Consider the following 24,296-nt stretch of genomic DNA (forward strand, 5'->3'; position numbering starts at 1 on the left):
ATTATTTGTGAATAAATACTACTTACTTGTAACTAGTATAATAAATTTATGGCAAGCGCAATAAACACTATACCGGTGACTCTATCAATCCACAGCTGACTGTGTGGATTACTTCTAAAAAACTGGGCAATTTTATCGCCAAAATAAATATACGTGCAGTCAATCGGAAAAGCAAAAATAGGGTAGAGCAAACCAAAAAAAGCCAGCTGAAAAGTCGCTGATGATAAAGTTGGATCTACAAATTGTGGTATAAACGCAATAAAAAACAACGCCACTTTAGGGTTTAGCACCTCGGTCATCATGGCTTGAAACATTACATTTGATTTTTTACTCGTACTAATGTGCGGTTTGTCTTCGCTTGTACTGTCCTCTGAAGTGTCGGGGGTCTTTAATGTGCCCTTTATCATCATAAGCCCTAAGTAACATAAATAGGCGGCCCCTGCATATTGCACTGCACTATAAGCGGTAGGGGAGGCTTTTAGTACCGCGCTTAGGCCAATTACGGCAAAAAAGGTATGTATTACCCCACCTAAAGCAAAGCCAAATGCGCTTTGCATGCCTGCTGTTCTGCCATTGGCAAATGTTTGCGCCATTAAAAATGCGTTTGATGGCCCAGGGGCCACCGCCATTAAAAAGCTCGCCAATAAAAATGATGCTAAAAAATCAGGGTTGATCATGTATTAACCGGGTGCAATGTATGGGCTTTTTTACTCATTAAAATTAGCCAAAGTGGCGTCAGTAATAATAAGTGAAATGCAATTAGCCAAGGTGTGCTAAGGCCTAAATATTGCGTCAAAAATACAAGTAAGCTAGCGCCACTCATTTGCATAGCTCCAATTAATGCTGAGGCAGTACCCGCTTGCTTAGGGAAGCGCGATAATGCCATACCAGCTGCAGAGCCTAAGCTCAAAGCAAAACCAAGTGCGGCTATTAAAATAGGCAGCATAAGCGCAATGGCCGACTCGATATGGCTAAGCGCAATCATTAATATACCTGAGCCTACTAACACAGTAACACCTACACGCAGGGCTTTTTGACTATTGCGCTTAATGTAAATGGGGGTAGTAAAGCTGGCTACGATGCTTAAAATTGCATTGAGCGTAAACCAAAAAGTAAAGTCGGCCACAGTGCCACCTAGGTGTGTAATAATCCACCCCGGTGCTAAGGTAACAAACACAAGGATTGCGGACATCGCAACCATACACAGCAAGCTATTAAATAAAAATATGGGAGTGGTTATTATTGGAACAAAGCGACGTAGGTCTAAAATGTGCCCTTGATAGTGACTATCTGCTGGGCGAGTTTCTCGAAATAGAGTGAGCGTAATTACCAACCCCGTTAAGGCAAATAAAGTTAAAAACATAAAGTTCATACGCCAGCCAAATTGCACGGTAAGCCAAGCACCTAAAATAGGTGCAAGCGCAGGAATAAAGCACACAATTCCATTTAAATAGGTGATCATTTGCCCACTACGTTCGCTGCCATACTTATCACGTACGATAGCAAAGGCAACAACAAACGTAGCACATGCACCTAAGCCTTGTAGAGCGCGTGCACACATTAATACAGCAAAAGAGGGCGCCATATAGGCGAGTAAAGCTGAGCCTGCATATAAACTAACACCAACAACCGCTACTGGTTTTCGGCCAAACTTATCGGCAAGTGGCCCCGCAATTAATTGCCCTAAACCCACAGTAAGCATAAAAATAGCTACCGTTTGCTGAACTTGTTGTTCAGTTACATTAAATTGCTTGGCAATAGTTGGAAAAGCGGGCAGATATATATCAATAGCCATAGGGCAAAAGATTACGAGTAACGCTAAGATGAGTAATAAAATTAAGTTAGGTTTAGCGGGCTGTGTTTGCATTAGGTCTCCTTTTGCTGGCTATTTTAGGGGTCCGCTTATAAAAAAGAAAGGACTTATGAGTGAGCCACACTTCATTGTGATAAATATTTCATGACATAAGGATTAACAGCACGATGAATTGCACTTTTTTTAACTGGTCTGATGTGTTAGTTTGGATTTATAAACACAAGATGGGAAATAACAATGAGTAATAAATCTGCCCTTTTAAAAACGTGGCATAAATTTAAACGCTTACCTTTTGGCAATTGGTTGTTTAGTAAAGCTGTTTGTATTAAAGCCCCTTATTTTGGCTCAATGAAACCGTATGTGCTCGATTTAAGAGAAGGGCACTGCAGTGCTGTGGTAAAAAATCGACGAAGCGTACATAACCATATTGGGACTATTCATGCTATTGCACAATGTAACTTAGCAGAGCTGTGCGCTGGTGTAATGGTAGATGCGACCGTGCCTTATAAAACGCATCGCTGGATCCCTAAAGGAATGACGGTGCAATATTTAGCTAAAGTTGATACCGATGTAACGGCTATTGCAGAAATTGACTTGCCACGCCAATGGTTAGATAAAGAGGATTTAGTGGTGCCGGTCAAGCTTTTTAATACCCGCAATGAACTGGTGTTCACTGCCGATATTACAATGTACATAACCGAAAAAAAGCAATGAGTGCTTAATTAGATTTAGCTTTATCAGCGGCTTGTTTATTTACAAACGATAAGTCGCTATCAGCCCCATCAAGCAAAGTTTTTACTTCTTTTGCGGGCTTTAACTCTTCGCTAATAAGTTCCGGTTCTTCTTTTTCAAAGCGTTGTTTTAAGCTGCCTTCAATAATGGCTCCTGCGTCAATACTGAGGGTGTCGTGAAAAACATCGCCATGCACGTGAGCACTGCTTTGAATATTCACTTCACTGGCATTAAGAGAGCCAATAATTTTGCCCTTTACAACGACGCTTTTAGCCTCAACCACACCTTCAACAATGCCGGTAGAGCCAATTACCAGGTGCTCTGCTTTTATATCGCCATCAATGCGGCCATCTAGCTGTACTTCGCCTTGGCTGGTAAGTGTGCCAGTTAAGCGCACATCTTCAGAAATAATAGAAGGGGTGTGATTTACTCTTTTTAAAGTAGCCTGGCTACTTGATTGCTTTTTTTTACCGAACACGAGAAAGCGCCTTTGTTATTTTTAGAGGATTGACATGTTTGCCATCGAGTAACACTTCATAGTGTAAGTGGGTGCTGGTACTTCTGCCAGTGCTACCCATTAATCCAATTACCTCATTTTTAGCGATTGTTTGGCCTTTTTTTACTTTAATCTTATTTAAGTGGCCAAAACGAGTTATCAAGCCATTTTTATGCTCTAGCTCGATAAAGTTACCATAGCCGCCGTTTCTGCCAGCGCGAAGCACAACAGCATCGGCAGGGGCAAAAATTTCGGTTTTGTGCCAGCCGGCTAAATCAACACCTTTGTGAAAAGCTCGGCGGTTGTTCATTGGATCTTTTCGAAGACCAAAGTTGCTCGAAATATAGTATTTAGCCGCAGGTAAGGGCAGCGAGTTAGGCAGCTCGGTTAAAAAGTTTTCAAGGTTGTTGAGTAATAAAAGCTTATCAACAATGACTAAAAACGGCTTTGGTATTTTAGTTTCATCAAATACATCTAACGGCCCACCTTGTGCGCTGTTTTGGGAGGCCAGCGCTAAATGTTGTTCAAGAGCGGATTCTAACCCAGCCCCTTTTAACATCGCTAAAATTGCATCATGGCGCTTATTTATTTGTGCATCGATACGCGCAAAATTATGCTCATAGTGTTTATTTAAGCGCTCATATCGTGCAGCAAAAGTTATTGGCGTTAATAGGTTTGCGTGTTTGTTTTTTTGTTCTTCATCAACAAGCGGCTCATGAAACTCGCCTTTGTCTTCATTTATAGGCGATTCAAGTTGCTCTTCTAGTTTTATAGTATCTTTGCTTATAGATGCGGGGAGAGATTCAATCATACCTTGTAAAAGCGCTTGCTTTTGCTCAAGGACGGCAAGTTGCTCTAACTGCTTAGCGTGCAGCGCCTTTTGTTCACGAACCTGTTTTTGCCAAACTTGTTGCTTATCAATTTGGCTTTGTTCAATGTGTGTTATTTTATTTGTTTGGCTATAAACACGAAAACTAGATATACCCACCCAAATAATAGTGCCTAAAATAAGTAGTACTGTAAAAAGCTGAAACCAAGGCGCCAAAACAACATGCTTAACTTCGCCATTTTGACGAATAAGTAACTGACGGGCTGGAAAAATTTTTTGGTAAAAAGACTTAATAAATACTGACATGACACATAAATACTCGCTATTAACCGGATTAATGTATCAATTTCAGTTTAAAAAGCCAGAAAAAATTTGTAACTGTTCAAAAATTAATAAAAAAGGGCTGCTATTAATAGCAGCCCTTTTTATAATTTGACGCAAATTAGCTAGCTTGTTGCTCATCGTTATTTTTTATTGATGCTACGTTGTCGGCTTTTTTAGCTTTAGCTGCGCCTTTTGTTGAGGGCTCTTTTGCACCTTTTAGCACTGCCATAAAGTCATCTTTACTCTTTGCAATTTCAAGCGCGAGCGATTCTACTTGTTGCTCGCTTAAAGGCACATCTACTTTTTCCAGCATTACTTCAAGCGATTCTGCTATATCGAGCATTTTGTCATAGGCATCCGCTTCTTTTTTAGTAGTAAACGTCATTCGCTCAACTCCGTTTCGTTCTACAACATATTTAACAACAACAGCCATGATCTCTCCTGCTTGATTGCGTGGTAATGTGGTTACTGACTTGTAGGTCACTGTTTTTATATACAGTAAATGTTTGCGAAATAAATTGCAAGTATTCACGACATTTTAGATTGTCATAGATTTGACAAAAAAGCGTAACTTTACTTTATTTAGATAATCACTTTGTTGTACCAGCTGCATTTTAGGTTTTCGGATTTAGGTGATTATGCACTGGAAATAATATAAGTGATGCAAGTCGATCCTTATTTTAGATTATTTCCTCTAATAAAAATTAAGCCCTTGCTTAAAGCCAAATTAGCCGTTTAACCATAACGCTTTGGCATAAACAAAAATAAGGAATAACAAATGAAAAATCTTTTAACGCTACTTATTATTAGCTTTCTAGGTTTTAGCGCGCTCACCTACGCTAACCCTGTGGTTGATAAGCCTATGGCCGAAATGCAACAACCCCCCGTTATTAACATTAATAGTGCCGATTCAGAAATGCTATCAACGCTTCCCGGTATTGGTAAGAAAAAAGCGCAGGCTATTGTTGATTACAGAGCCGAAAATGGTGAGTTTACTGAGCTAAGTGATTTAGCTAACGTAAAAGGAATAGGCAAAAAGTTGGTAGCTAAATTAGAAGGAAAAGTATCTCTATAGGTTAGGCAGGGCGCTAAGCGCCCTGTGAATATTGCTCAAGTGCTTTTGTTAAATACTTTTTAGCAAAGTTTATTTCAATCGGTGTTGTTAAAAGCGGGTAACACAGTCCACCTAAAATTAAGAAAGGGAGGAGTTCCCATCCTTTAAAAACAGTAAATAATAAAAATAATGGGCTGAGCAATAGCAGCTTTACTATTCTCAATAACACTCTATCGGTTGCGGGGAGCATACTTAGTGCAATCGCAACAACGGCTTGTCGCTGTCTCACTTTAAGGTGCTTTAATTCAGGCAGCTGACTGGAAAAAAATGTAAACATATTAAATAGACTTTTTAGTAAGTAAGCGAGTGATAACAAGTACAAAAAGCGTGATAGTAAATAACGCAAAAAGAATTTCCATCCACGCTGGCATACTTAATCCTGCAAATTGCCAATCAATATTTCCGCAATCCCCAGTGGCTTGAAAAAAACTAGGGATCCATTCATGCAGTGGCATAAAAGCTGGGAAGTTAGGCTCAAATTCACAGCTAAACGCAAAGGGATCGGTGGTTGTTTGCATTTCTATGTGTTCCCGCGCAATAAAGTAGCCCCATACGCTAGATATACCCCACACTAAATAAGCAATAGTACGTACTAGTTTACTCTGCGGTTTAGTTGCGCCAATAATACCCGCTCCTAATAACCCTAATACCGCAGTTCGCTGGTAAATACACATAATGCATGGTGCCAGGCCCATTTGATATTGAAAAAACAGTGCGGTGACTTCTAATAAAAATACAATACCTGTAAATAGTAGCCATGGAGTGCGTTTAGTAGGGAGGTGTGCTAGCCAGTTCATAAAAAATCCGCATTGAATTAAGACGTTGAATTATGTACTAGGATAAAGTAACGAGCAACAAAAAGGGTAAAAAAGCTACCGAAAGGGCATTTTTTAAGATGAAATTAATAAGAAGTTATTGCCAATTCTATTGAGATAAAGGTTATTTTGCTAAATAAAACATCTAAGAAAAGTAAAAGGCTTATTTAAACGTTACAGTTTACATGCTCTGCTGTATGCATGCTTGAATGTACTTGCATACAAGGTGCTGCGCACTTGAGCTTTTGTAGTAACGTAATGGTGAAGTATTACAGTAATAGTATTACATAGATGCAAGTGATGAGATTAACGCAGCAGTTATAGAGCCCATTAAGTTACAAACCTCCCGGCGCGATTTAATCCCCCCTAGATTGAACAAATTCAATTCAAAAAGATCAACACGCTTTAATGTACCTACTATGAATAGGGTAAATTTATATAGCAAATTTGGCCAAATTTAAGCATGTTGAATTTTACAATTTATTATTACGAAATTTTCAGCTGATGGTTGACACTTATATCAACGAGTTTACTTGTTAGTTATATTTCATCTGGTACAATCTGTCAGTTATTCGTATAAAACGATGTGTTGTGATTAATTCGAGTGGGAATTGAATGAGAATTTTTAAAGCTAAAAGCCCAGCAGGATTTGCTGAAGAGTATATAGTTGAATCTATCTGGAACGGCGATTTCCCTCCAGGTTCAATTCTACCTGCAGAGCGTGAGCTTTCTGAGTTAATTGGTGTAACCAGAACAACCTTACGTGAAGTACTGCAACGCTTAGCCCGTGACGGTTGGTTAACGATTCAGCACGGTAAGCCTACAAGAGTAAATAACTTTTGGGAAACATCAGGGCTGAATATACTTGAGACTCTAGCGCGTTTAGATGAAGACAAAATGCCTGAGCTAACAGATCAGTTACTATCTGCACGCACCAATATTAGTGCTATTTATACTCGTGCAGCTATTAAATATAACCCTGAGCGTGTTATTGAAATTTTATCTAAAAGCGATGAGCTCGAAGACACAGCACAAGCTTTTGCTGATTACGATTATAAAGTTCACCACGAATTAGCTGTTGCGGGTAATAACCGCATTTACGTACTTATACTTAACGGTTTTAGAGGGTTTTACTTTAAAATTGGTTGTCATTATTTTTCAGACGCAGGCACTCGCCAGTTAGCACGCCAATTTTATAAAGACCTAACCGTATTGGCTGAAAAACGTGAGCACGATGGTGCGATTTCGATGATGCGTAAGTTTGGCCATCAAACGGGTGAAATTTGGCAAAATATTAAGGGCGATATGCCTTCCGATATCATGGATTAAATACTTTTTAAAACCTGCAGATGCAGGTTTTTTTATAGCCGTAATAAAGTTTTAATATCTGTTCGGTATTTTCGATTGTATACATCGCTAAATACGATTGTTCTTTTTTCCTTATTAAATTTAAAATGCCATGTAATTATGTGTTGGCGCTATTGTTTTTTAATTTTTAGCGCCCATATAAGTATCAGCATTGCGTATGCAATCGACAACAAACTCAAAATATTTGGAGAATAAAATGGGTGTATTAGTAGGCCGCCAGGCACCAGACTTTACCGCTGCAGCTGTTCTAGGTAATGGTGAAATTGTAGATAGCTATAACCTTCATGAAACAATTAAAGGTAAAAAAGCAGTAATCTTCTTTTACCCACTAGATTTCACGTTTGTATGTCCTTCAGAACTTATCGCATTTGATAAGCGTTATGAAGAATTCCAAAAGCGTGGCGTAGAAGTAATTGGTGTTTCTATCGATTCACAGTTCTCACACAACGCATGGCGTAACACGCCTGTAGCAGACGGCGGTATTGGTAAAGTTAAATACGCACTAGTTGCAGACGTTAAGCACGAAATTTGTAAAGCGTACGACGTTGAGCACCCAGAAGCGGGCGTTGCATTTCGTGGCTCTTTCCTAATCGATGAAGAAGGTAACGTACGTCACCAAGTAGTGAACGACTTACCACTTGGCCGTAACATTGACGAAATGATTCGTATGGTTGACGCACTAGCATTCCACAGCGAAAACGGCGAAGTATGCCCAGCTGGTTGGGAAGAAGGTAAAAAAGGTATGGACGCAAGCCCTGAAGGTGTTGCTAAATTCCTATCTGAAAACGAAGGCGAGCTATAATCTAGCCCTACGTTTTTAATAAAAAACCGCCAATTGGCGGTTTTTTTGTTTTTAGTATGCCCATTTAATAATGGGCTATATTAAATTAAAACGAGAAGGTTACTTTAGTGTAGAAGTAACGACCACGTGGGTTGTGTACTCCCGACGCATAACCGTAGAGATCCGAATCGCCATCACCAATGGCAAATGGTGGCTCTTCGTCAAACACGTTATTTACACCCAGCGACACTTTCGTTGCATCACTTACACGGTAAGATGTTTGTAAATCTACCAGTGCTTGCGAGTCAACCATTCGTGATGTATTACTATCAAAGTCTAAGTTACCGTCAAAGTCTATATCTGGGGTATCTTCAAACTCGCCTACATAGCTAATATTTACGTTGGTATTAAATTGGCCAATTTCCCAGTTAGTAGAGAAAATCCAACGGTGCTCTGGATAATAGTATTCACCCGTGTAATCACGACCATCTTTTTCAAACTTGTTCTGGTATGCCCATTCTAAGTTAAATTTAAGTAAGCCTAAATCATCCAATGAGTGGTTGTAATTTGCTGATAAATCAACACCAGACACTTCTTGCGAAGAGACGTTTTCAAAGGTGCTGTATATTTTTTGAATAGTCCCTAAGCTATTACCGCCACTAGGGGCTAAGCGTACACATACAGTGCTATTTTGGTTATTACACTCAGAGTTATAAATTGGGCCAAATTCTTGCTCATCAATTTTATTATCTTGAGTAATACTCCACACATCTACGCTTAAACCAAACTCAGCAGAAGGGGCCCAAATAAAGCCAACATTCCACGATTCTGACTCTTCAGCTTCTAGGTCAGGGTTACCAGCAAATTCAATGTTGTAATCTAGCGCGTCACAATCAAGGCCGGTTGCTTCACAGCGGTATGTATCTACAAAAAACTGACTCTCCTGTGATGGACCTAAACCTACTTGTGCAAGCGATGGCGCTCTAAACCCTTGTGCCCACGAACCACGAATGGTTATTTCGTCAGTCGGTGCCCAACGTAAAGCGACTTTAGGGTTTGTTGTATTACCAAAGTCGCTGTAATCATCGTAACGACCAGCTAGTTGTAGCTCTAGGTTTTCAGCAAGTGGGATTGAGAATTCCACATAGGCTGCGTATTGGTCGCGCTCTGCTGCAGCAGACACAGACTCAGTACCAAAAATTAAACCGCGCTGAAATTGGTCATCCGGTGTATCGGTTACATCTTCTTCACGGTATTCAATACCTGCGGCCATCATAACCACATCATCACCAAAGCTAAATGCTTCACCAGAGATGTTAGCGTCGAATGAGGTCATATGAGACTCACCGCGGCGTACTAGGCTTGTGGTAATTCTGTCAATGACTTCAGGGCTGTTATAGGTGCCACCAAATGGGTTGTAGTTACCGGCATCAATCTCTTGTTGTAAAAAGTCGGTGCGTACCCAGCCTTGTGAGCGATCGCCCGTTTGCATTGACTTACTACGGCCTTTTTGAACAGCAGCTTCCCAGCTCCATTCGTTTATTTCACCTCTTAGACCGGCCACAAATCGTAGTGTGTCTGACTCAATATCCCATTGGCGAGCGCCTGCATCCACTGTGCGGTAGCGGCCAATTTGGATATCTTCACCAAACGGATTATTTGGGTGGCTAGCGGGTACAGTTAAACCTGCGTCTTCATCAAGTGGCGTAGGGGCGCCGGCTGCCACAGAGGTATTATGCTGTACTGCCATTTCTAAAAAGCCAGTAATGCCGTTATCAAAATTGTATTCAAATTGAGAAATAGCACCTACGCGCTCAGACTCAGGGGCAATATAACCAAATGGGCCGTAATCAAATAAACAACTGCCGCTTGCTGTTGCGTTTTCTGCGGGACAATCAGGGTCAATTGTTTTTACACCATCAACATAAAAGTAGCCAGGAAAGCCACGAGAAGAGCGAAAGTCTTCGCCGCCATAAGGCGATTGATTAGCGGTGCCTAAACTGCCCATTTCGTCTGATGAAAGCGAAGTGTTTTTAAAGTAGTCAATAATAATTGAGGCGCTACTTTTTTCGCTAGTCGTACCCCATACTAAACTTGCTGTTGTTTCTTCGTAATTAGGGCCATCGGTACCGCCGTAGCCTAAGTTTAGTTCAACGCCATCTATGTCTTTTTTCAAAATAACGTTGACAACGCCCGCTACTGCATCAGAGCCATAAATTGCTGATGCGCCATCTTTTAAAATATCAATGCGTTCAATCGCAGATACCGGAATACTATTAATATCGACAAATGAGTTTGTAATACCTTCGGCAAAGGCACTAATAGCCACACGACGGCCGTTGATCAATACTAAGGTAGCATCAGCACCTAAACCGCGTAGGCTGACCGCCGCAGATCCATTTGCAGTTGAATCTTGATTGTTGCCGCGAGTAGAGAAAGTACCGCTGCCTGCCACTGGCATTCTTTCGAGGAGCTGTTGAAGGTTATCGTAACCCATGTTTTCGATATCTGCTTTGCCAATAGATTGTACAGGCGAAGGTCCTTCGATATCGGTGCGTTTTATGCGCGAACCTGTTACTTCAATGCGTTCTACTTTTTTTGCTTCTTCAGCAGCATAAGCTGTTGTTGTAAAACCTGCTGAGAGTGCGATTGTAGCACCTGCAATTATGCTAGGTGTAAATGCAATTGATTGCTTCATCCTTAAGTCCTTGTTGATATGTTATAAATTTAGTTGCTTAATACCAATTCGCGATAATACTTAATCATTTTGCGGGGCTAAACGTGTCGCTATCTGTGTTAAAAAATTCTCTTTTAGAACAACTAAATAACGAAATTTTTGCCTAGCTATCAACACGTTTTTCCAACCTCAAAATAGAACAATTAATTAAGCGAATTGGTATTACAAGCGCTGATATTAATATCATGTAACTTAAGTGTTATCAATCTTCACCCTTTGCGATTTTAGTATGAGTTTTTGAAGAGTATTGAGGGAAAAATATTCAATAATAGAAACAAAGAAAAAGGGTAGACAAGGCTAAATTACTCGCTTTGCACTATAAATTTTGCACACTAAAATGGGCGTGTATCTAAAGAAGTTAAAAATATAAATAAAATGTAATAATTTATTTATACTACGCACGGGGATGAATTAAATAAAGCTGAGGGTAATTTGATCAGGTTGTTTTAAATTCAACCGATGAGAACTTAAAAAAACGCCTAAATAAATTAGGCGTTGTGCTTATACTTTGTGTTTCATGAGGCGTTCTTTCTCACGCGACCAATCTTTATTTTTGCCATCTTCACGTTTGTCATGCATTTTTTTACCTTTAGCTAAGTGAAACTCAAGTTTCACCCAACATTTTTTCCAATACATGGCGGTGGCAACAAGTGAGTAGCCCTCTCGCTCAGTGGCACCGACTAATCTATCAAGCTCTTTGCGGCTTAATAGTAGCTTACGATAACGCATAGGATCGCAGATAACGTGGGTTGAAGCGCTATTTAAAGGCTGGATTTGACTGCCTAACAAAAAAGCTTCGCCATTTTTAAGATGAATATAAGTTTCTGAGATATTTACCTTACCAGCTCGGATACTTTTTACTTCCCAGCCCTGTAGTTCAACACCTGCTTCAAACTTATCGTGTAAAAAATACTCATGACGCGCTTTTTTGTTAAGCGCGATGGTATTACTGTTCGATTTTGATGATTTTTTCTTAGCCATAGTGCCCTATAATATACGTATTAAGAGATGTTTTACATCGATTTTTTACATGCGCCTTTAAAATAATCAAGTGAACTTAAGACCATGAAAATTTGGGGAAACGCGCAAAGCTTGCTAAAATTCGCCCACACAGTTGGGAGTGAGTATGCCACAAATAGAAAAAAGTGCGCTGGTTATGTACAGCACTAAAGAGATGTTTGACCTAGTTAATGATGTAGAAGCTTATCCGCAGTTTTTACCTAATTGCTCAGACTCTAAAATCGTTTCGCAGCACAATAATAACATGACCGCGAGTTTAGAAATATCTAAGGCCGGTATAAAAAAGTGGTTTACCACTGAAAACACCTTTATAGATGAACAAACTGTTCAATTAAGGCTTGTTGATGGCCCGTTTAAAACATTAAAGGGGCGTTGGCATTTTCAAGCGTTAGATAATAAGGCATGTAAAGTTGAGCTTAAGCTTGAATTTGAATTCTCTAGCAAGCTTATCGAATTGGCGTTTGGTAAAATATTTAATGATGTAGCCAAAAATATGGTTAGTGCATTCACGCAACGTGCAAAAGATGTATACGGAGCAAGATAATGATTAGCGTTGAGATAGTTTTTGCATTACCGACTAAAGCAACCACATTAACGGTGGAAGTAGCGCAAGGAACCACAGCCGAACAAGCTGTTATTCAATCGGGGATCATTGATAAGTGCCCTGAAATAGATCCAACTGCGCTTACACTAGGGGTATGGAATAGAACAGTAAAAGCGCATTACGAATTAAAAGATGGTGACAGAGTTGAAATCTATCGCCCACTTATCGCAGACCCTAAAGATGCTCGAAGAAAGCGTGCAGAAAAAGCAAAAGAGGAAGGTCGAGCAAATAAAATTACCGGTGGTCGTCCTTTATAAAAGTAACCAGTATAGGTATTAAAAAGGTGAGCCATGCTCACCTTTTTAATACCTAAAGCGTTTACTGCTCTAGAGGAGTATCAAAGTTTTCGGGTTGATCATAATCACCCGAAACAGCAACCAGTTTTTCATTTTCAAATTTAATCACCAATTCTTTATGCTGCTCATTATCGCGGCCTTTGTTAAAGCTATACACATAACGCCAGGTGCTATTATCAAAGGCATCCTCTGCAATGGGGCGACCTAGTACATAAATAACTTGCTCTCGCGTCATATTTACACGAAGCTTATCTACATCTGATTGCTCTAAAAAGTTACCCTGTGGGATATTGATTCTATATACCCAGCTAGAACAACCTGCTAAAGAGCTGAATGTGAGAGCAACGATAAGCCAAAGAGAAAAAGTTTTTAACGACTGCATTGTTAGTTGTGATCCTTATTTTTTATAATCTGCATAATACCGATTAGTCACTGAAGGTAAAACCCTTTTAAGAAATTGTTTTTAGTTACGAGGGTTAGGGCAAGGTTTTGACCACAAACACACACAAAAGTTTAAGTATAAATATAAGCAAAGAACACAAAGTACCCTCAACGTGGTATTTGTATATAGTGCAAACGCGTTTAGGCCACTGGTATACAGGTATAACAACAAATGTTGATAAGCGCATAGCTGCACATCAAGCAGGTAAAGGTGCAAAAAACCTAAAAGGCAAAGGCCCTTTGGTTCTAATTCATCAACAAAAGGTAGGCACAAAGAGTGAAGCCAGTAAGTTAGAGTGGCAAATTAAAAAATTAAGTAGGACTCAAAAAGAGCATTACGTCCAGCATCTAATGATTAAGTAGGGCTGTGGCATTTTTTAATGCATTTAATTTATTACGATAGCGGGCTTTGTCATAATTAAATTCGGCATTTATACCCGCCAAGCGCATATAATGTGTTGCCTGCTTTATATTGCCGGTAAAATAATACGCTCGCGCAAGGCCAAAGTGGCTTTCGTGTAGTTTAGCGTCAATTTTATAAGCGCTTTTAAAATGCTTAATCGCTTGAGAGTAGTTTTTAAGTGCCAGCTCACTATTACCCAGTGATATATGGTAATACGGGTTAGCTTGGCGCTTTTTATTGAGCTGTTTTAGCATTTGTTGGCCCTGTTTAGCGCGGTTACTTAAGGTGTACAGCACTGCGAGATTACCTATGGCAGTGTGGTTATTTTTATCAAGCAATAAAGCATAGTTATAAGCCTGTTCGGCTTCTTTTAAATAATTAAGCTGCCTAAATACAATGCCTAAATTCCCCCAGCCACCGCTGTATAATGGGGCGGCTTCAACTGCGGCACTAAAGTAGCTATAAGCTAAATTATAATTTTTATTTACTAAAGCTAGAGCGCCTTTATTGTTATAAAACATAGCCGTAACAAACTCTTTGCTTAATGGGCTGGTTTTAAATCGTTGTTTTCTTATATTCGGGTCAAAATCTATGGTTAACTGTTTATCACGTTGATAAACCATTGTGGCTGGTATTGTTTGCATAAGCGCATTGTCAATTGATAAGTTAATATGTCCTGTTAGTAAATTAACCCCTTTATTCATTGCCCAATATTCAGGAATATGAACTTTTTGAAAGCGCGCTTTTATGCCTAAATAATCGGCTAAGCTATACGCTAATATCGATAACGACAGGCAATTAGCGTTTAAATTAGCGTAGGTTTGCGATGCACTCAGCGTGGCGCCACTTTGATAAGTTAACGAGCTATCACCGTTTTTTAATAAAAAACTTAAAATACTGTTTGCTAAGTAATGCGCGCTTCGCTTACTGGTTAGGTGGGCATCAAGTTGGGAGGTGATTGTTTTATCGAGCTTAAATATGTCTTGCTCGGTTTCAACGTTAATACGGTTAAAGCTTGGATGGTTTGCAAGGGTCAGCGGAGGCGGTTCACGCACTGTGCTGTTACATGCGCTTAAGTATAAGCAACTACTGAGTAATAATGCGTTAAAACAAGATATGCTCATAAACCACCTCCAACATATTACATCTATAAGTGTAGATGCAATATGCGAAGGTAGTTTATTAAAGTGTTACAAAACGTGTTTAGTGGTGCTTTTCAAAGGTGGCCACGAGTGCATCGAGCGCTTGAGCGCTATTTGCTAAATCGCGAATTGCTTGCTCTGTGTTTATTTGCTCATTCATAGCACGGTCGCTAATTTCACTTATTTGCTCAATATTACGTCCTACATCGGCAACCACGTTACTTTGTTGCTCAGTAGCGGTGGCAATTAAAGTAGCCATATCGTTTATTTGATTTGCTGTTTCGCTTATCGCATCAAGCAGCTCAACAGAGCTCTGCATTGCGCCTACACTTTGTTGGGCCTTTTGTTTTGATTGACTAATATCGCTAACCACATCTTCAGAAATAGTGGTTAACTCTTCAATCATAGACTGAATTTCGGTGGTTGATTGCGAGGTACGATTAGCAAGTGCGCGTACTTCATCGGCCACTACGGCAAAACCTCTACCGTGCTCACCAGCACGAGCCGATTCAATGGCTGCGTTTAAGGCCAGTAAATTAGTTTGCTCTGAAATACCGCGAATAGAATCAACAATACTTGCTATATCAATTGTTTTTTTAGAAAGCAGTGTAACTTGCTCGGTAATACCATCAATGTCAGTGGCAAGCGCTGAAATAGTGGCTTGACTTTGCAGTACTTGCTGATGGCTTTGACTGGTGTTTTCTTGACTGCTTTGAGTGAGCTTGGCTGCATTAGCTGCGCTTTGTGCTATTTCTTGTACGGTGGCGCCCATTTCGTTGATGGCTGCAGCCACCGAAATGGTTTGCTCTTTTTGATTATCAATAGACTGCGAGTTGTTTTTTGCTTGTTCAAATACATGGTTAGAGCTTTGGCGTATTTCGGTACTTTCGTTAGCCACTTGCTTGATGGCAGTTTCAATTTTATCAATAAATTGATTAAAGCCATGGCTTAAATTATTTAGTTCGGGCTGATTAGACTCTGGCAAACGGTAGGCTAAATTAGCATCGCCTGATCCTAAACGTGAGAACAGTTCAGCCATATCAGAAAGCGGCGACGCTAAAGAGCGAGCTAACAAGTAGCTTAGAATACTAGCCACAAGTGCAATAACGAGCGTAAAGGTAAAAATTTGCCACTCCAATGTACTTACAGTTGCAAAAACTTCACTTTTTGGTACTTGAGCTAATACGTATAAGTCGGTATTGGCTATTGGCATTGCAGCTAAGAATGTGGCTTCGTTATTTAGTGTCAATTCTGTAATTGCAAAGCCAGAGGGGTTGAACAAATTGCTATGTACATTACGGCCATAAAGTGTGTCTATGTTTACTTTAGCCACTTTATTTGCATCTTTATGTAACTGAATTAGGCCGCTTTTATCTGCGATAAATACAAAACCTGTTTGCTCAATTTTAAATTGTTGTAATAGCTTTTGCATGTCGGTGATGCTTTTTGCAAGCCCCGCTAATCCAAGGCCATTTGTTTGTTGATGATTTACAAACATTTTTACATCAGTCGGGGATTCTTGATAAATACTGATTGAGTACGGATTATTTGAATTGGTAAAGCCAAAAAACCAACCATCTGCCGCATCGTTTTTAAGTACGCGTAAAAAACCGTCTTGGTTCCAATATTGTGCTGTATCACGGTTGGCCCACGACGCCGTTGCTAAATCAAACTGCTTTGCTACGCGGTTTAATTCTTGGAGCAGTAGTGTGTCGTCTTGGTTATTTGAGCGTGCCCACGCTAAGATAAATTCATTTGATGATAGTTGCTGTGCAGCGCCTAGTAGTTCGTTTATTTCGCCACCAATTTGATTACTAATGCTATGTAATTTGCTGGGTAGCTCCGATTCAATCATACGTTGCTCTATAATATCTTCAGAGCTATATAAAGACGTCAAACCAATTAATGCAGCGACACATATTGCAATGGTACTGCCTAAAATGGTGATTTTTTGAGTGATAGTTAGGTTTTTTATCGTCATATTATTTAACTTTACAACTAGGTAGATAGCCATGTTAGCACATTATTAATTAAGCGCTAATTATTGCAATATATCTAAAAGGGTATACTCGCTTTTTATTATTACTAGCACGAAAAAGCCCACAGCATATGCATGTGGGCTTGGTTTCTAACAAGCGAAACTAGTTATACAATTTTCTTCATTGCTGACATGTAGCCGCGCAGTCTTGCGCCAACAATTTCAACAGGGTGCTCACGTAGTGCCGTGTTAATTTGAATCAATGTTTGGTTATCTACTTGGTTACTTTGCTCATTTAAGCCTTTACCAATAACATCGGTGTCGATGTTTTTCATAAAATCGGCCAATAATGGTAAACACGCATGGTTGTATAAGTAACAGCCGTATTCTGCAGTATCAGAAATAGTACGGTTCATTTCGAATAACTTTTTACGTGCTATTGTGTTGGCAATTAACGGTGTTTCGTGTAACGACTCATAATAAGCCGACTCGTCAATAATGCCCGCTGCAGTCATGGTTTCAAATGCAAGCTCAACGCCCGCTTTAACCATAGCAACCATTAAAATACCGTTATCGAAAAACTCTTGCTCAGAGATTTCTACATCACCAGCAGGGGTTTTCTCAAAGTTAGTTTCGGCTGTTTCAGCGCGCCACTTTAGTAGGTTTGCATCATCGTTTGCCCAATCTTCCATCATTACGCGCGAGAAAGTACCGTCGATAATGTCATCTTGGTGCTTGTTATAAAGCCGGCGCATAATAACTTTAAGTTCTTCACTTAGTTCAAATGCTTTTACTTTTGCTGGGTTTGATAAACGGTCAAGCATGTTCGTTACGCCACCGTATTTAAGGGCTTCGGTAATTACTTCCCACCCGTATTGAATTAGTTTTGATGCATAACCTGCATCAATGCCTTTTTCAACCATCTTATCAAAACATAAAATAGAACCCGTTTGTAACATGCCACAAAGAATTGTTTGCTCACCCATTAAGTCTGATTTAACTTCAGCAATGAATGATGATTTAAGTACGCCTGCACGGTGACCACCAGTACCCGCGGCATAGGCTTTAGCCTGCGCTAAACCATGACCTTGTGGGTCGTTTTCAGGATGTACTGCAATAAGCGTAGGTACACCAAAGCCACGTTTGTATTCTTCGCGTACTTCAGAGCCTGGGCACTTTGGTGCAACCATGATAACAGTAATGTCTTCACGAATTTGCATGCCTTCTTCAACAATATTAAAACCGTGCGAGTAAGCAAGTGTAGAGCCTTGTTTCATTAAAGGCATAATGGCAGTAACAACGGCCGTATGTTGCTTATCAGGAGTTAGGTTTAATACTACGTCAGCACTAGGAATTAGCTCTTCGTATGTACCAACAGTAAAGCCGTTTTCAGATGCATTTAAGTATGACTGACGACGTTCATCAATTGCTGATTGGCGCAACGTGTATGATACATCTAGACCTGAATCGCGTAAGTTTAAACCTTGGTTAAGACCTTGTGCGCCACACCCAACAATAACTAGCTTTTTACCTTTTAGTGCATCTACACCGTCGGTAAATTCACTTGGGTCCATAAACTCACATTGAGCTAACTGCGCTAACTGCTCGCGTAAAGGTAAAGTGTTAAAATAATTCGCCATGTTAGTGTCCTATAATTCGTGTTTGTTAGATGCAAAGCCTATTTGCTTTGCTTAAACACACCATAAAAAAAAACTTTGCTTGCGTAAAATGATATATTTGCACTAAAGTATTTCAAAAAATGAAACATGGAAGCGGTTATGGATCATAAGCATTTAAATTACTTTTTAGCGTTAGCTAAAACGCTCCATTTTGCCCGCGCGAGCGAGCTCTGTCATATAAGCGCCCCTACATTAAGTCGAAATATTAAGCAGCTTGAAGATGAAGTGGGTGTTGCATTATTCATACGCGATAACAGAAGTGTAAAGTTAACTAAAGAAGGGGAGTCATTTATTGATTACGCCACCTCTACGTTAGCCAATTGGCAGCGCTTTAAAGCGAATGTTAAAGATCCCACTCAGCATATTTACGGCAATGTGAGTATTTATTGCTCTGTCACTGCCTCGTATAGTTTTTTACACCAAATATTAGAGCAACTCCGCGCGCAGCATCAGCATATTGAAATAACGCTAAATACAGGCGATCCAGCGCTGGCAATAAACCGAGTGCTGGATGCTCATGAGTCAATGGCGATTGCTGCACGGCCTAGTAAACTCCCTGCCCAAATTGCATTTGTGAATATAGGCCACTCTCCATTAGTTCTTATAGGCCCTAAAATTCATTGTCCAATCAGTGAAAACATAGCTAAAAATGCCCCTGATATTGATTGGTCAGAATTGGAGTTCATTGTTCCAGAGCAAGGGTTTTCTAGGCAGCGATTAGAGCAATGGTGGCGAAAAAACAATGTACATGGAAAAATTTATGCGCAGGTGGCTGGGCACGAAGCAATGGTGTCTATGGTGAGTTTGGGATTGGGTGTCGCCATGGTTCCTAAAATAGTGCTAGATAATAGTCCACTGCAAGATAAGGTACACGTACTGCCGAGCAAAAATTACCAACCAGAAGGGTTTGATATTGGTTTAGCGGTACTTAAAAAAGAGCTCAACGACCCTGCAATCAGTGCATTATGGAATATTGCGCAAACTTTAGGCGCAAATGTTATTTAATATTTTAACGGTTAATATAATTCAGTAAATAGTATGATTAACAGTTGCGTATGAGTTTACTATTACTTAACATGAAAGCTTAATAATAAAAAATAATGACGCACGAGAGTTTATAATAATTATGGATCATGCTGTATCGCTCGCTCATTCTGCTCAATGTTTAAAAAAAGCAATTCCTTTGATGGTAAAGTACCGGATGCCGGTAACGCCTATCAACTACGCAATTTGGTATTGCTATGTGCAAGGGAGTAAGCCGGCATTAAATGCTGAGCTCGATCACGTCATTGCTGAGCAACAAACATGTACTCAAAATAGGGCGAAAGAAATTTTTGATAAGCATTTAAGCGAAGATGACTTAGTGTTTTTTCAAGAGATGGCTGATCGCTTCCATGGCACTATGCAGCAAGTACAACATGATATAAGCGTAACCCTCGATCATTCTAAAAGCTTTACCACCTCGTTGGTAGATTCTCAAAATGAGCTGGCAAGTTTAGTTAATGTAAATTCATTTAATGAGATACTTGGTTGTGTTGAGCGCTTGACAGATGAGTCAGTGGCTATGCAAGAGTATGCGCGTGAGTTCCAGACTAAGCTTGCTCTAGCTTATAATGAAATTAAAGATTTAAAAGAAGCTTTAAACCTTTCTCAAGAAGCGGCAGATACAGACCCTCTTACAGGCTTTTTTAATCGAAGAAAGTTTGATGATGATATTCAGAAGTTCTGTCAAAACTATTCAGAGCAAGCTGATGACAGCGTTTTGGCGGTACTCATCATGTTTGATATTGATCACTTTAAGCGTTTTAACGACGATTTTGGTCATCAAAAGGGCGATGAAGTACTTAAATTGGTTGCCAAAAAAGTGTCGCAAAATATCAGTGATAGCCTAAATGTTTACCGCTATGGCGGAGAGGAATTTTGTATTACCGGGTATTTTGACAGCATCAACGACATTATGGTGTTTGCTGATAAAATTCGCCTAGATATTGCCTCATTAACTATCCGTAAAAAAGACGATATAAATTCTAAACGTGCAATTTCTGCAAGTTTTGGGCTTGCAATTTTACGGCCCTTTACCAAAGGTTCGGTGCTTATTGAGCGTGCCGACCGTGCTTTGTATATTGCTAAAACCCATGGACGTAACCGTATTGAAATAGCGCCTGATATTTAAATGTTATTTAGGTGTGTAAAATTTGTGAATGATTGTAATCAGGTGGCGCACATTTGTGCTTACCTTGCTAGTATGAGTCACTTACTTATTTTTACTCACTCAGATTAGTTTAATGCGGCTAAAACCTTTAGTTTATATTTTTTACTTTGTTGTTTGCTTCGTTTGTTTGCCCAGCCAAGCGTCACAGGCTAATAGTGAGCAAAAATATGCGCAGCAACATATTACTGTTAAGCAATGGCATGTAAGTCTTAGCGCTGGCGTGGGTGTTATTACCAACCCACTGCATGGCGGCAAAAATGTCCCACTTCCTTTGATACCGCGAATTGCTTTTTATGGTGAACGTTGGTTTTTTGATAATGGCCGCCTAGGCTATACACTTAAAGAAAATCAACAACATCATTTTAATATTGTTTCAGAACTCAACGCAGAGTCTCGGTTTTTTATTAATTGGCATCCTAATAACCTTTTTGTTTTACCGACTTCCACGGGAGGGGCAGCCTTCGCGCAAGCGCAAAACAAGCCCCAGCCTAAAAAAATACATGTCGATAATATTGATAAACGCCATTTAGCCTTAGATGCTGGGGGTAGCTATCATTATGTGCAGCAAAACCATGTGCTATCGATACAGTTATTGCACGATGTAAGTAATGTTTATAATGGTATTCGTGGCGCCGTACAATGGCAGTACCACAGTAGAATAGGGCGTTTAAAGTTAAAACCAACACTGGGTGTTAACTACAAATCGGCTGAATTAAATAGCCACTTTTATGGTTTAAAAGCACACGAAACTTCATTAGGTAAAATTGACGTTGGTAGTAGCTGGCAACCTTATGCTAAAATCGACGCCAGTTGGCCATTAAGTGAGGCTAACAGTCTTCGTTTTCATGTAGCATATTATGACTATTCAGCTATGGATAGCAGTCCGCTTTTTGAACGTAACTATTCAATGACTGCTTTTATAGGATTCGATCATACTTTTTGATATGAAGTATTTAATGTTGATTGTGCTTACAGTTTTTCTGTTTAGCCCTCCCGTTGTAGCGCAAAATGCGTTTTTAAAGGTTTCCCCTAAAGTGTGCGTTGTGTCTAAGCAGCAAGCATTTTGCGATCTCGATTTAACGTTTGATTGGCAGCAGCCATCGCCAAGCGATGTATGTCTGTACCAACAAAGTAAACTTATTAAATGCTGGCAACAGCAGGCTATTGGTGAGTTTAAGTATAAAGCGCGTGTTCAGGTAGAGACCATATACTCCTTAATCAATCCTCATACCGGTGTGTTAATTGCTAAAACACACGTTGAAGTGCAAAGTGCTGATGCTAAAAAAAGTAGGCGCAGACTTCGCTCTCCATGGAGCTATTTTTAATTTAGGAGCAACTCATGCCAAAAATTTTACTTGTTGAAGATGACCTAGGATTACAACAATTAACAAAAGATTATCTTGAACATAATGGCTTAGAAGTAGATGTATTGAGCCGTGGTGATGAAGTATTTAGTTATCTTGAGAATAACGCTGCTGATTTAATGATTTTAGATATTATGTTGCCAGGTAAAGACGGTTTTAGCGTATGTCGTCAAGTCCGTGATAAATTTTCGTTGCCAATTTTAATGCTTACTGCAAAAGGTGAAGATTTTGACCAAGTGATTGGATTAGAACTAGGTGCAGATGATTATGTTGTAAAGCCTGCTGAGCCGCGTGTTTTACTGGCGCGTGTAAATGCTTTACTGCGTCGCGGGCAACCAGAAGTTAAAGCGGCCGAAGAGATTCAATTTGGTGATTTAGTCATTGATAAAACTAGCCGAATTGTTAAGTTAAATGAAAACGAAATAGTACTTACATCCCATGAGTTTGAGCTATTATGGTTACTTGCCTCAAATGCAGGCGAAGTGCTAAGCCGTGAACAGGTTCATCAGCATATGATTGGTCGCCAATACGATGGGCTTGACCGCACTGTTGATGTACGTGTATCACGCATTCGCAAAAAGTTAGGTGATAATAGTGATAAACCTTACCGTATAAAAACCGTGTGGGGACAAGGTTACTTGTTTGTATCTGATGCTTGGGAAAAATAATATATGAAGGTAAACAAGGAATAATGGGCAAACTATTTATAAGTTTATATGTTTATATCATTGTTTCTTTATTTATTGTTAGTGGTGTTATAGAACAAATTTGGCCTTACGAAGAGACGCAGCAGCAAGTGCTGCTAGATGATGAGTTTGGCCAAGCTCTTTGGTTATTATCGCAAACTGATGATGGATTAGATAAGCTCAAACACAGTTTTGAAAGCCATGTTATTGCCCGTAAAGATCTTATTTTACCCCTTAAGCAGCAAGCCTCATTAGATAAAAATCATTACCTGTACCTGTATGATAAAAAGCAGCGCATAGTGTGGTATGTTGAGCTTGGTGATAACAAGCTACTTCAAATTGGCCCTGTAGGCGTTTTAAAAGCACCTGAAAGCTCTGTTATCCCGTATTTAATGTTACTGGCTATTGTAGGGTTACCTGTGGGGCTTTGGAGCTTTTTACTATGGCGTGATTTTTCTAAGTTACGCCATGCGTGCGAAGCGGTAGATGGCTCGCAAGACTTTACTGTAAGTACTCCTTCTAAGTCGTTTTTCTTACCTGTTACTGATACTTTAAAAGTAATGCAGCAGCGCATAGAGCATCTTCTTAGTGCACAGCAAGAACTGACTTCCTCTGTATCTCATGAGTTTAGAACGCCACTTGCACGATTAAAATTTGGCATAGCTATGCTAGAAGAAACACTGCAATCAGAAAAAGGGCAGCATTACCTAACTAATATGCAGGCAGATATAAGCGAACTTGAGGCGCTTGTGTGTGAAATGCTTGAATATGCTCGGCTTGATTCGCAGCAACCAAGTTTAGCGACAAGCGACGTTGACTTGGCTACCTTAACAAAATCGGTCATTGATAAGCTAAATTTTGCAAGCGGCATAGAATTTAATGCGGTGTTACCACCGGCTCTAGTGTACAAGTGTGACGCACACTTTATTGCGCGTGTAATGCAAAATCTGGTGGGCAATGCGTTAAAGTACGCTGTTAGTCGTGTTGATGTGACACTCAAAGCGCAGGCTGATGCAATTTACTTTATTGTGGAAGATGACGGTGAAGGAATTTTAAAAAGCGACAGAGAAAGCGTATTTAAACCTTTTACTCGTTTAGATAAAAGCCGTGATAAAAGCACAGGGGGCTTTGGTTTAGGCTTAGCAATAGTGGCAAAAATTGTATCGTGGCATAAAGGGCACTATTCAATCACTGACTCATCGCTTGGTGGCGCTAAGTTTATAGTTACCTTACCTAATACCTACCCACAATAATACTTAATCATTTTGTGGGGGCAGATGTGTCGCTACCTACGTTAAAAAATCCTCATTTACGACTGCATGGATGCAGAAGGTAGAGCAATGCAGAAGCAATTGCCGAGAACAACTAAATAGCAAATTTTTTGCCTAGCTATCAACACGTTTGTCTATCCACAAGATAGATGACTTAGTTATACGGATTGGTATAAAAGCAACTCACCTAA

26 protein-coding genes are annotated in these 24,296 nt (G+C 39.8%); 13 read left to right on the forward strand and 13 right to left on the reverse strand.

Going from position 1 to position 24,296, the window contains the following annotated elements; all coding sequences use genetic code 11:
- Positions 1 to 32: 32 nt before the first annotated feature.
- Both AN393_RS01740 and AN393_RS01745 read right to left on the reverse strand, forming a co-directional pair.
- Positions 33 to 677: a LysE family translocator gene (locus tag AN393_RS01740; protein WP_055014092.1), complete on the reverse strand. Its 645-nt coding sequence runs from the start codon at positions 675 to 677 to the stop codon at positions 33 to 35.
- A complete protein-coding gene (locus AN393_RS01745; RefSeq protein ID WP_055014091.1) occupies positions 674 to 1,867 on the reverse strand; it encodes a multidrug effflux MFS transporter in 1,194 nt (397 codons plus the stop codon). The genes AN393_RS01740 and AN393_RS01745 overlap by 4 nt, the downstream gene beginning before the upstream one ends.
- A 183-nt stretch (positions 1,868 to 2,050) precedes the next feature.
- Between AN393_RS01745 and AN393_RS01750 the strand changes: the two genes are divergently transcribed.
- On the forward strand, positions 2,051 to 2,527 hold the full coding sequence (locus tag AN393_RS01750; protein ID WP_055017160.1) for a hotdog fold domain-containing protein: 477 nt from the start codon (positions 2,051 to 2,053) through the stop codon (positions 2,525 to 2,527).
- Between the two features lie 4 nt (positions 2,528 to 2,531).
- Here AN393_RS01750 and AN393_RS01755 read toward each other — a convergent pair whose 3' ends face one another.
- From AN393_RS01755 to AN393_RS01765, 3 genes are all read right to left on the reverse strand, one after another.
- Entirely contained in the window at positions 2,532 to 3,023 is a 492-nt protein-coding gene (locus AN393_RS01755; RefSeq protein WP_055014089.1) for a polymer-forming cytoskeletal protein, read from the reverse strand.
- On the reverse strand, positions 3,013 to 4,176 hold the full coding sequence (locus tag AN393_RS01760; protein ID WP_055017161.1) for a M23 family metallopeptidase: 1,164 nt from the start codon (positions 4,174 to 4,176) through the stop codon (positions 3,013 to 3,015). Before AN393_RS01760 ends, AN393_RS01755 begins: the two co-directional genes overlap by 11 nt.
- 136 nt (positions 4,177 to 4,312) lie before the next feature.
- A complete protein-coding gene (locus AN393_RS01765; RefSeq protein WP_055014087.1) occupies positions 4,313 to 4,627 on the reverse strand; it encodes a YebG family protein in 315 nt (104 codons plus the stop codon).
- 345 nt (positions 4,628 to 4,972) lie between these two features.
- On the opposite strand from AN393_RS01765, the gene AN393_RS01770 reads away from it, so the two are divergent.
- The gene (locus tag AN393_RS01770) at positions 4,973 to 5,269 is read left to right on the forward strand and encodes a ComEA family DNA-binding protein (protein ID WP_055014086.1); all 297 of its coding nucleotides are present in this window, start codon (positions 4,973 to 4,975) and stop codon (positions 5,267 to 5,269) included.
- A 13-nt stretch (positions 5,270 to 5,282) separates the two neighbouring features.
- On the opposite strand, the gene AN393_RS01775 is transcribed toward AN393_RS01770, so the two are convergent.
- Positions 5,283 to 5,585 carry a DUF6170 family protein gene (locus AN393_RS01775; protein WP_055014085.1) on the reverse strand — a complete coding sequence of 101 codons (303 nt, stop codon included), beginning with the start codon at positions 5,583 to 5,585 and terminating at the stop codon, positions 5,283 to 5,285.
- A gap of 1 nt (position 5,586) precedes the next feature.
- Positions 5,587 to 6,105: a disulfide bond formation protein DsbB gene (dsbB, locus tag AN393_RS01780; protein WP_055014084.1), complete on the reverse strand. Its 519-nt coding sequence runs from the start codon at positions 6,103 to 6,105 to the stop codon at positions 5,587 to 5,589.
- Between the two features lie 633 nt (positions 6,106 to 6,738).
- Here dsbB and fadR point away from each other — a divergent pair.
- Positions 6,739 to 7,452, forward strand: coding sequence for a fatty acid metabolism transcriptional regulator FadR (gene fadR, locus AN393_RS01785; protein WP_055014083.1), 714 nt, complete (start codon positions 6,739 to 6,741; stop codon positions 7,450 to 7,452).
- A gap of 235 nt (positions 7,453 to 7,687) precedes the next feature.
- Positions 7,688 to 8,293, forward strand: a complete 606-nt coding sequence (locus AN393_RS01790) for a peroxiredoxin (protein WP_055014082.1) — start codon at positions 7,688 to 7,690, stop codon at positions 8,291 to 8,293.
- A gap of 85 nt (positions 8,294 to 8,378) precedes the next feature.
- On the opposite strand, the gene AN393_RS01795 is transcribed toward AN393_RS01790, so the two are convergent.
- Both AN393_RS01795 and smpB read right to left on the reverse strand, forming a co-directional pair.
- A complete protein-coding gene (locus AN393_RS01795; protein WP_055014081.1) occupies positions 8,379 to 10,970 on the reverse strand; it encodes a TonB-dependent receptor in 2,592 nt (863 codons plus the stop codon).
- A gap of 540 nt (positions 10,971 to 11,510) precedes the next feature.
- The gene (gene smpB / locus AN393_RS01800; protein ID WP_055014080.1) at positions 11,511 to 11,990 is read right to left on the reverse strand and encodes an SsrA-binding protein SmpB; all 480 of its coding nucleotides are present in this window, start codon (positions 11,988 to 11,990) and stop codon (positions 11,511 to 11,513) included.
- Positions 11,991 to 12,135: 145 nt separating this feature from the next.
- Here smpB and AN393_RS01805 point away from each other — a divergent pair, with 145 nt between their 5' ends.
- Positions 12,136 to 12,573: a type II toxin-antitoxin system RatA family toxin gene (locus AN393_RS01805; protein ID WP_055014079.1), complete on the forward strand. Its 438-nt coding sequence runs from the start codon at positions 12,136 to 12,138 to the stop codon at positions 12,571 to 12,573.
- Complete coding sequence (locus AN393_RS01810) at positions 12,573 to 12,890, forward strand: RnfH family protein (RefSeq protein ID WP_055014078.1); 318 nt, start codon at positions 12,573 to 12,575, stop codon at positions 12,888 to 12,890. The genes AN393_RS01805 and AN393_RS01810 overlap by 1 nt, the downstream gene beginning before the upstream one ends.
- A gap of 61 nt (positions 12,891 to 12,951) precedes the next feature.
- On the opposite strand, the gene AN393_RS01815 is transcribed toward AN393_RS01810, so the two are convergent.
- Complete coding sequence (locus tag AN393_RS01815) at positions 12,952 to 13,311, reverse strand: outer membrane protein assembly factor BamE (RefSeq protein WP_055014077.1); 360 nt, start codon at positions 13,309 to 13,311, stop codon at positions 12,952 to 12,954.
- A 107-nt stretch (positions 13,312 to 13,418) separates the two neighbouring features.
- Here AN393_RS01815 and AN393_RS01820 point away from each other — a divergent pair, with 107 nt between their 5' ends.
- Positions 13,419 to 13,733: a GIY-YIG nuclease family protein gene (locus AN393_RS01820; RefSeq protein WP_055014076.1), complete on the forward strand. Its 315-nt coding sequence runs from the start codon at positions 13,419 to 13,421 to the stop codon at positions 13,731 to 13,733.
- On the opposite strand, the gene AN393_RS01825 is transcribed toward AN393_RS01820, so the two are convergent.
- The 3 genes from AN393_RS01825 to ilvC all read right to left on the reverse strand — a co-directional run bounded on the left by AN393_RS01825 (position 13,719) and on the right by ilvC (position 18,533).
- Positions 13,719 to 14,897 carry a tetratricopeptide repeat protein gene (locus AN393_RS01825; protein ID WP_055017162.1) on the reverse strand — a complete coding sequence of 393 codons (1,179 nt, stop codon included), beginning with the start codon at positions 14,895 to 14,897 and terminating at the stop codon, positions 13,719 to 13,721. The genes AN393_RS01820 and AN393_RS01825 overlap by 15 nt on opposite strands.
- A gap of 79 nt (positions 14,898 to 14,976) precedes the next feature.
- A complete protein-coding gene (locus AN393_RS01830; protein ID WP_055017284.1) occupies positions 14,977 to 16,896 on the reverse strand; it encodes a methyl-accepting chemotaxis protein in 1,920 nt (639 codons plus the stop codon).
- Between the two features lie 164 nt (positions 16,897 to 17,060).
- Complete coding sequence (gene ilvC / locus AN393_RS01835) at positions 17,061 to 18,533, reverse strand: ketol-acid reductoisomerase (RefSeq protein WP_055017163.1); 1,473 nt, start codon at positions 18,531 to 18,533, stop codon at positions 17,061 to 17,063.
- Between the two features lie 138 nt (positions 18,534 to 18,671).
- On the opposite strand from ilvC, the gene ilvY reads away from it, so the two are divergent.
- From ilvY to AN393_RS01865, 6 genes are all read left to right on the forward strand, one after another.
- Entirely contained in the window at positions 18,672 to 19,577 is a 906-nt protein-coding gene (gene ilvY / locus AN393_RS01840; protein WP_055014073.1) for an HTH-type transcriptional activator IlvY, read from the forward strand.
- A gap of 121 nt (positions 19,578 to 19,698) precedes the next feature.
- Positions 19,699 to 20,745, forward strand: coding sequence for a GGDEF domain-containing protein (locus tag AN393_RS01845; RefSeq protein ID WP_171037626.1), 1,047 nt, complete (start codon positions 19,699 to 19,701; stop codon positions 20,743 to 20,745).
- Between the two features lie 166 nt (positions 20,746 to 20,911).
- The gene (locus AN393_RS01850) at positions 20,912 to 21,727 is read left to right on the forward strand and encodes a MipA/OmpV family protein (protein ID WP_055014071.1); all 816 of its coding nucleotides are present in this window, start codon (positions 20,912 to 20,914) and stop codon (positions 21,725 to 21,727) included.
- A gap of 1 nt (position 21,728) precedes the next feature.
- The gene (locus tag AN393_RS01855) at positions 21,729 to 22,109 is read left to right on the forward strand and encodes a DUF3019 domain-containing protein (RefSeq protein ID WP_171042066.1); all 381 of its coding nucleotides are present in this window, start codon (positions 21,729 to 21,731) and stop codon (positions 22,107 to 22,109) included.
- 14 nt (positions 22,110 to 22,123) lie between these two features.
- Positions 22,124 to 22,816: a response regulator transcription factor gene (locus tag AN393_RS01860; RefSeq protein ID WP_055014070.1), complete on the forward strand. Its 693-nt coding sequence runs from the start codon at positions 22,124 to 22,126 to the stop codon at positions 22,814 to 22,816.
- Positions 22,817 to 22,839: 23 nt separating this feature from the next.
- Complete coding sequence (locus AN393_RS01865; protein WP_055014069.1) at positions 22,840 to 24,087, forward strand: ATP-binding protein; 1,248 nt, start codon at positions 22,840 to 22,842, stop codon at positions 24,085 to 24,087.
- Positions 24,088 to 24,296: the final 209 nt, after the last annotated feature.

This window comes from Pseudoalteromonas sp. P1-25 (assembly GCF_001401805.1).
Taxonomy (GTDB): Bacteria; Pseudomonadota; Gammaproteobacteria; order Enterobacterales; family Alteromonadaceae; genus Pseudoalteromonas.

Coding starts and splice junctions, on each gene's coding strand:
- AN393_RS01770 (WP_055014086.1), top strand. CDS start 4,973: ATGAAAAATCTTTTAACGCTACTTATTATTAGCTTTCTAGGTTTTAGC.
- AN393_RS01810 (WP_055014078.1), top strand. CDS start 12,573: ATGATTAGCGTTGAGATAGTTTTTGCATTACCGACTAAAGCAACCACA.
- AN393_RS01845 (WP_171037626.1), top strand. CDS start 19,699: ATGGATCATGCTGTATCGCTCGCTCATTCTGCTCAATGTTTAAAAAAA.
- ilvC (WP_055017163.1), bottom strand. CDS start 18,533: ATGGCGAATTATTTTAACACTTTACCTTTACGCGAGCAGTTAGCGCAG.
- AN393_RS01750 (WP_055017160.1), top strand. CDS start 2,051: ATGAGTAATAAATCTGCCCTTTTAAAAACGTGGCATAAATTTAAACGC.
- AN393_RS01860 (WP_055014070.1), top strand. CDS start 22,124: ATGCCAAAAATTTTACTTGTTGAAGATGACCTAGGATTACAACAATTA.
- fadR (WP_055014083.1), top strand. CDS start 6,739: ATGAGAATTTTTAAAGCTAAAAGCCCAGCAGGATTTGCTGAAGAGTAT.
- AN393_RS01855 (WP_171042066.1), top strand. CDS start 21,729: ATGAAGTATTTAATGTTGATTGTGCTTACAGTTTTTCTGTTTAGCCCT.
- AN393_RS01775 (WP_055014085.1), bottom strand. CDS start 5,585: ATGTTTACATTTTTTTCCAGTCAGCTGCCTGAATTAAAGCACCTTAAA.
- ilvY (WP_055014073.1), top strand. CDS start 18,672: ATGGATCATAAGCATTTAAATTACTTTTTAGCGTTAGCTAAAACGCTC.
- AN393_RS01805 (WP_055014079.1), top strand. CDS start 12,136: ATGCCACAAATAGAAAAAAGTGCGCTGGTTATGTACAGCACTAAAGAG.
- AN393_RS01815 (WP_055014077.1), bottom strand. CDS start 13,311: ATGCAGTCGTTAAAAACTTTTTCTCTTTGGCTTATCGTTGCTCTCACA.
- AN393_RS01765 (WP_055014087.1), bottom strand. CDS start 4,627: ATGGCTGTTGTTGTTAAATATGTTGTAGAACGAAACGGAGTTGAGCGA.
- AN393_RS01825 (WP_055017162.1), bottom strand. CDS start 14,897: ATGAGCATATCTTGTTTTAACGCATTATTACTCAGTAGTTGCTTATAC.
- AN393_RS01760 (WP_055017161.1), bottom strand. CDS start 4,176: ATGTCAGTATTTATTAAGTCTTTTTACCAAAAAATTTTTCCAGCCCGT.
- AN393_RS01830 (WP_055017284.1), bottom strand. CDS start 16,896: ATGACGATAAAAAACCTAACTATCACTCAAAAAATCACCATTTTAGGC.
- dsbB (WP_055014084.1), bottom strand. CDS start 6,105: ATGAACTGGCTAGCACACCTCCCTACTAAACGCACTCCATGGCTACTA.
- AN393_RS01865 (WP_055014069.1), top strand. CDS start 22,840: ATGGGCAAACTATTTATAAGTTTATATGTTTATATCATTGTTTCTTTA.
- AN393_RS01745 (WP_055014091.1), bottom strand. CDS start 1,867: ATGCAAACACAGCCCGCTAAACCTAACTTAATTTTATTACTCATCTTA.
- AN393_RS01790 (WP_055014082.1), top strand. CDS start 7,688: ATGGGTGTATTAGTAGGCCGCCAGGCACCAGACTTTACCGCTGCAGCT.
- AN393_RS01795 (WP_055014081.1), bottom strand. CDS start 10,970: ATGAAGCAATCAATTGCATTTACACCTAGCATAATTGCAGGTGCTACA.
- AN393_RS01740 (WP_055014092.1), bottom strand. CDS start 677: ATGATCAACCCTGATTTTTTAGCATCATTTTTATTGGCGAGCTTTTTA.
- smpB (WP_055014080.1), bottom strand. CDS start 11,990: ATGGCTAAGAAAAAATCATCAAAATCGAACAGTAATACCATCGCGCTT.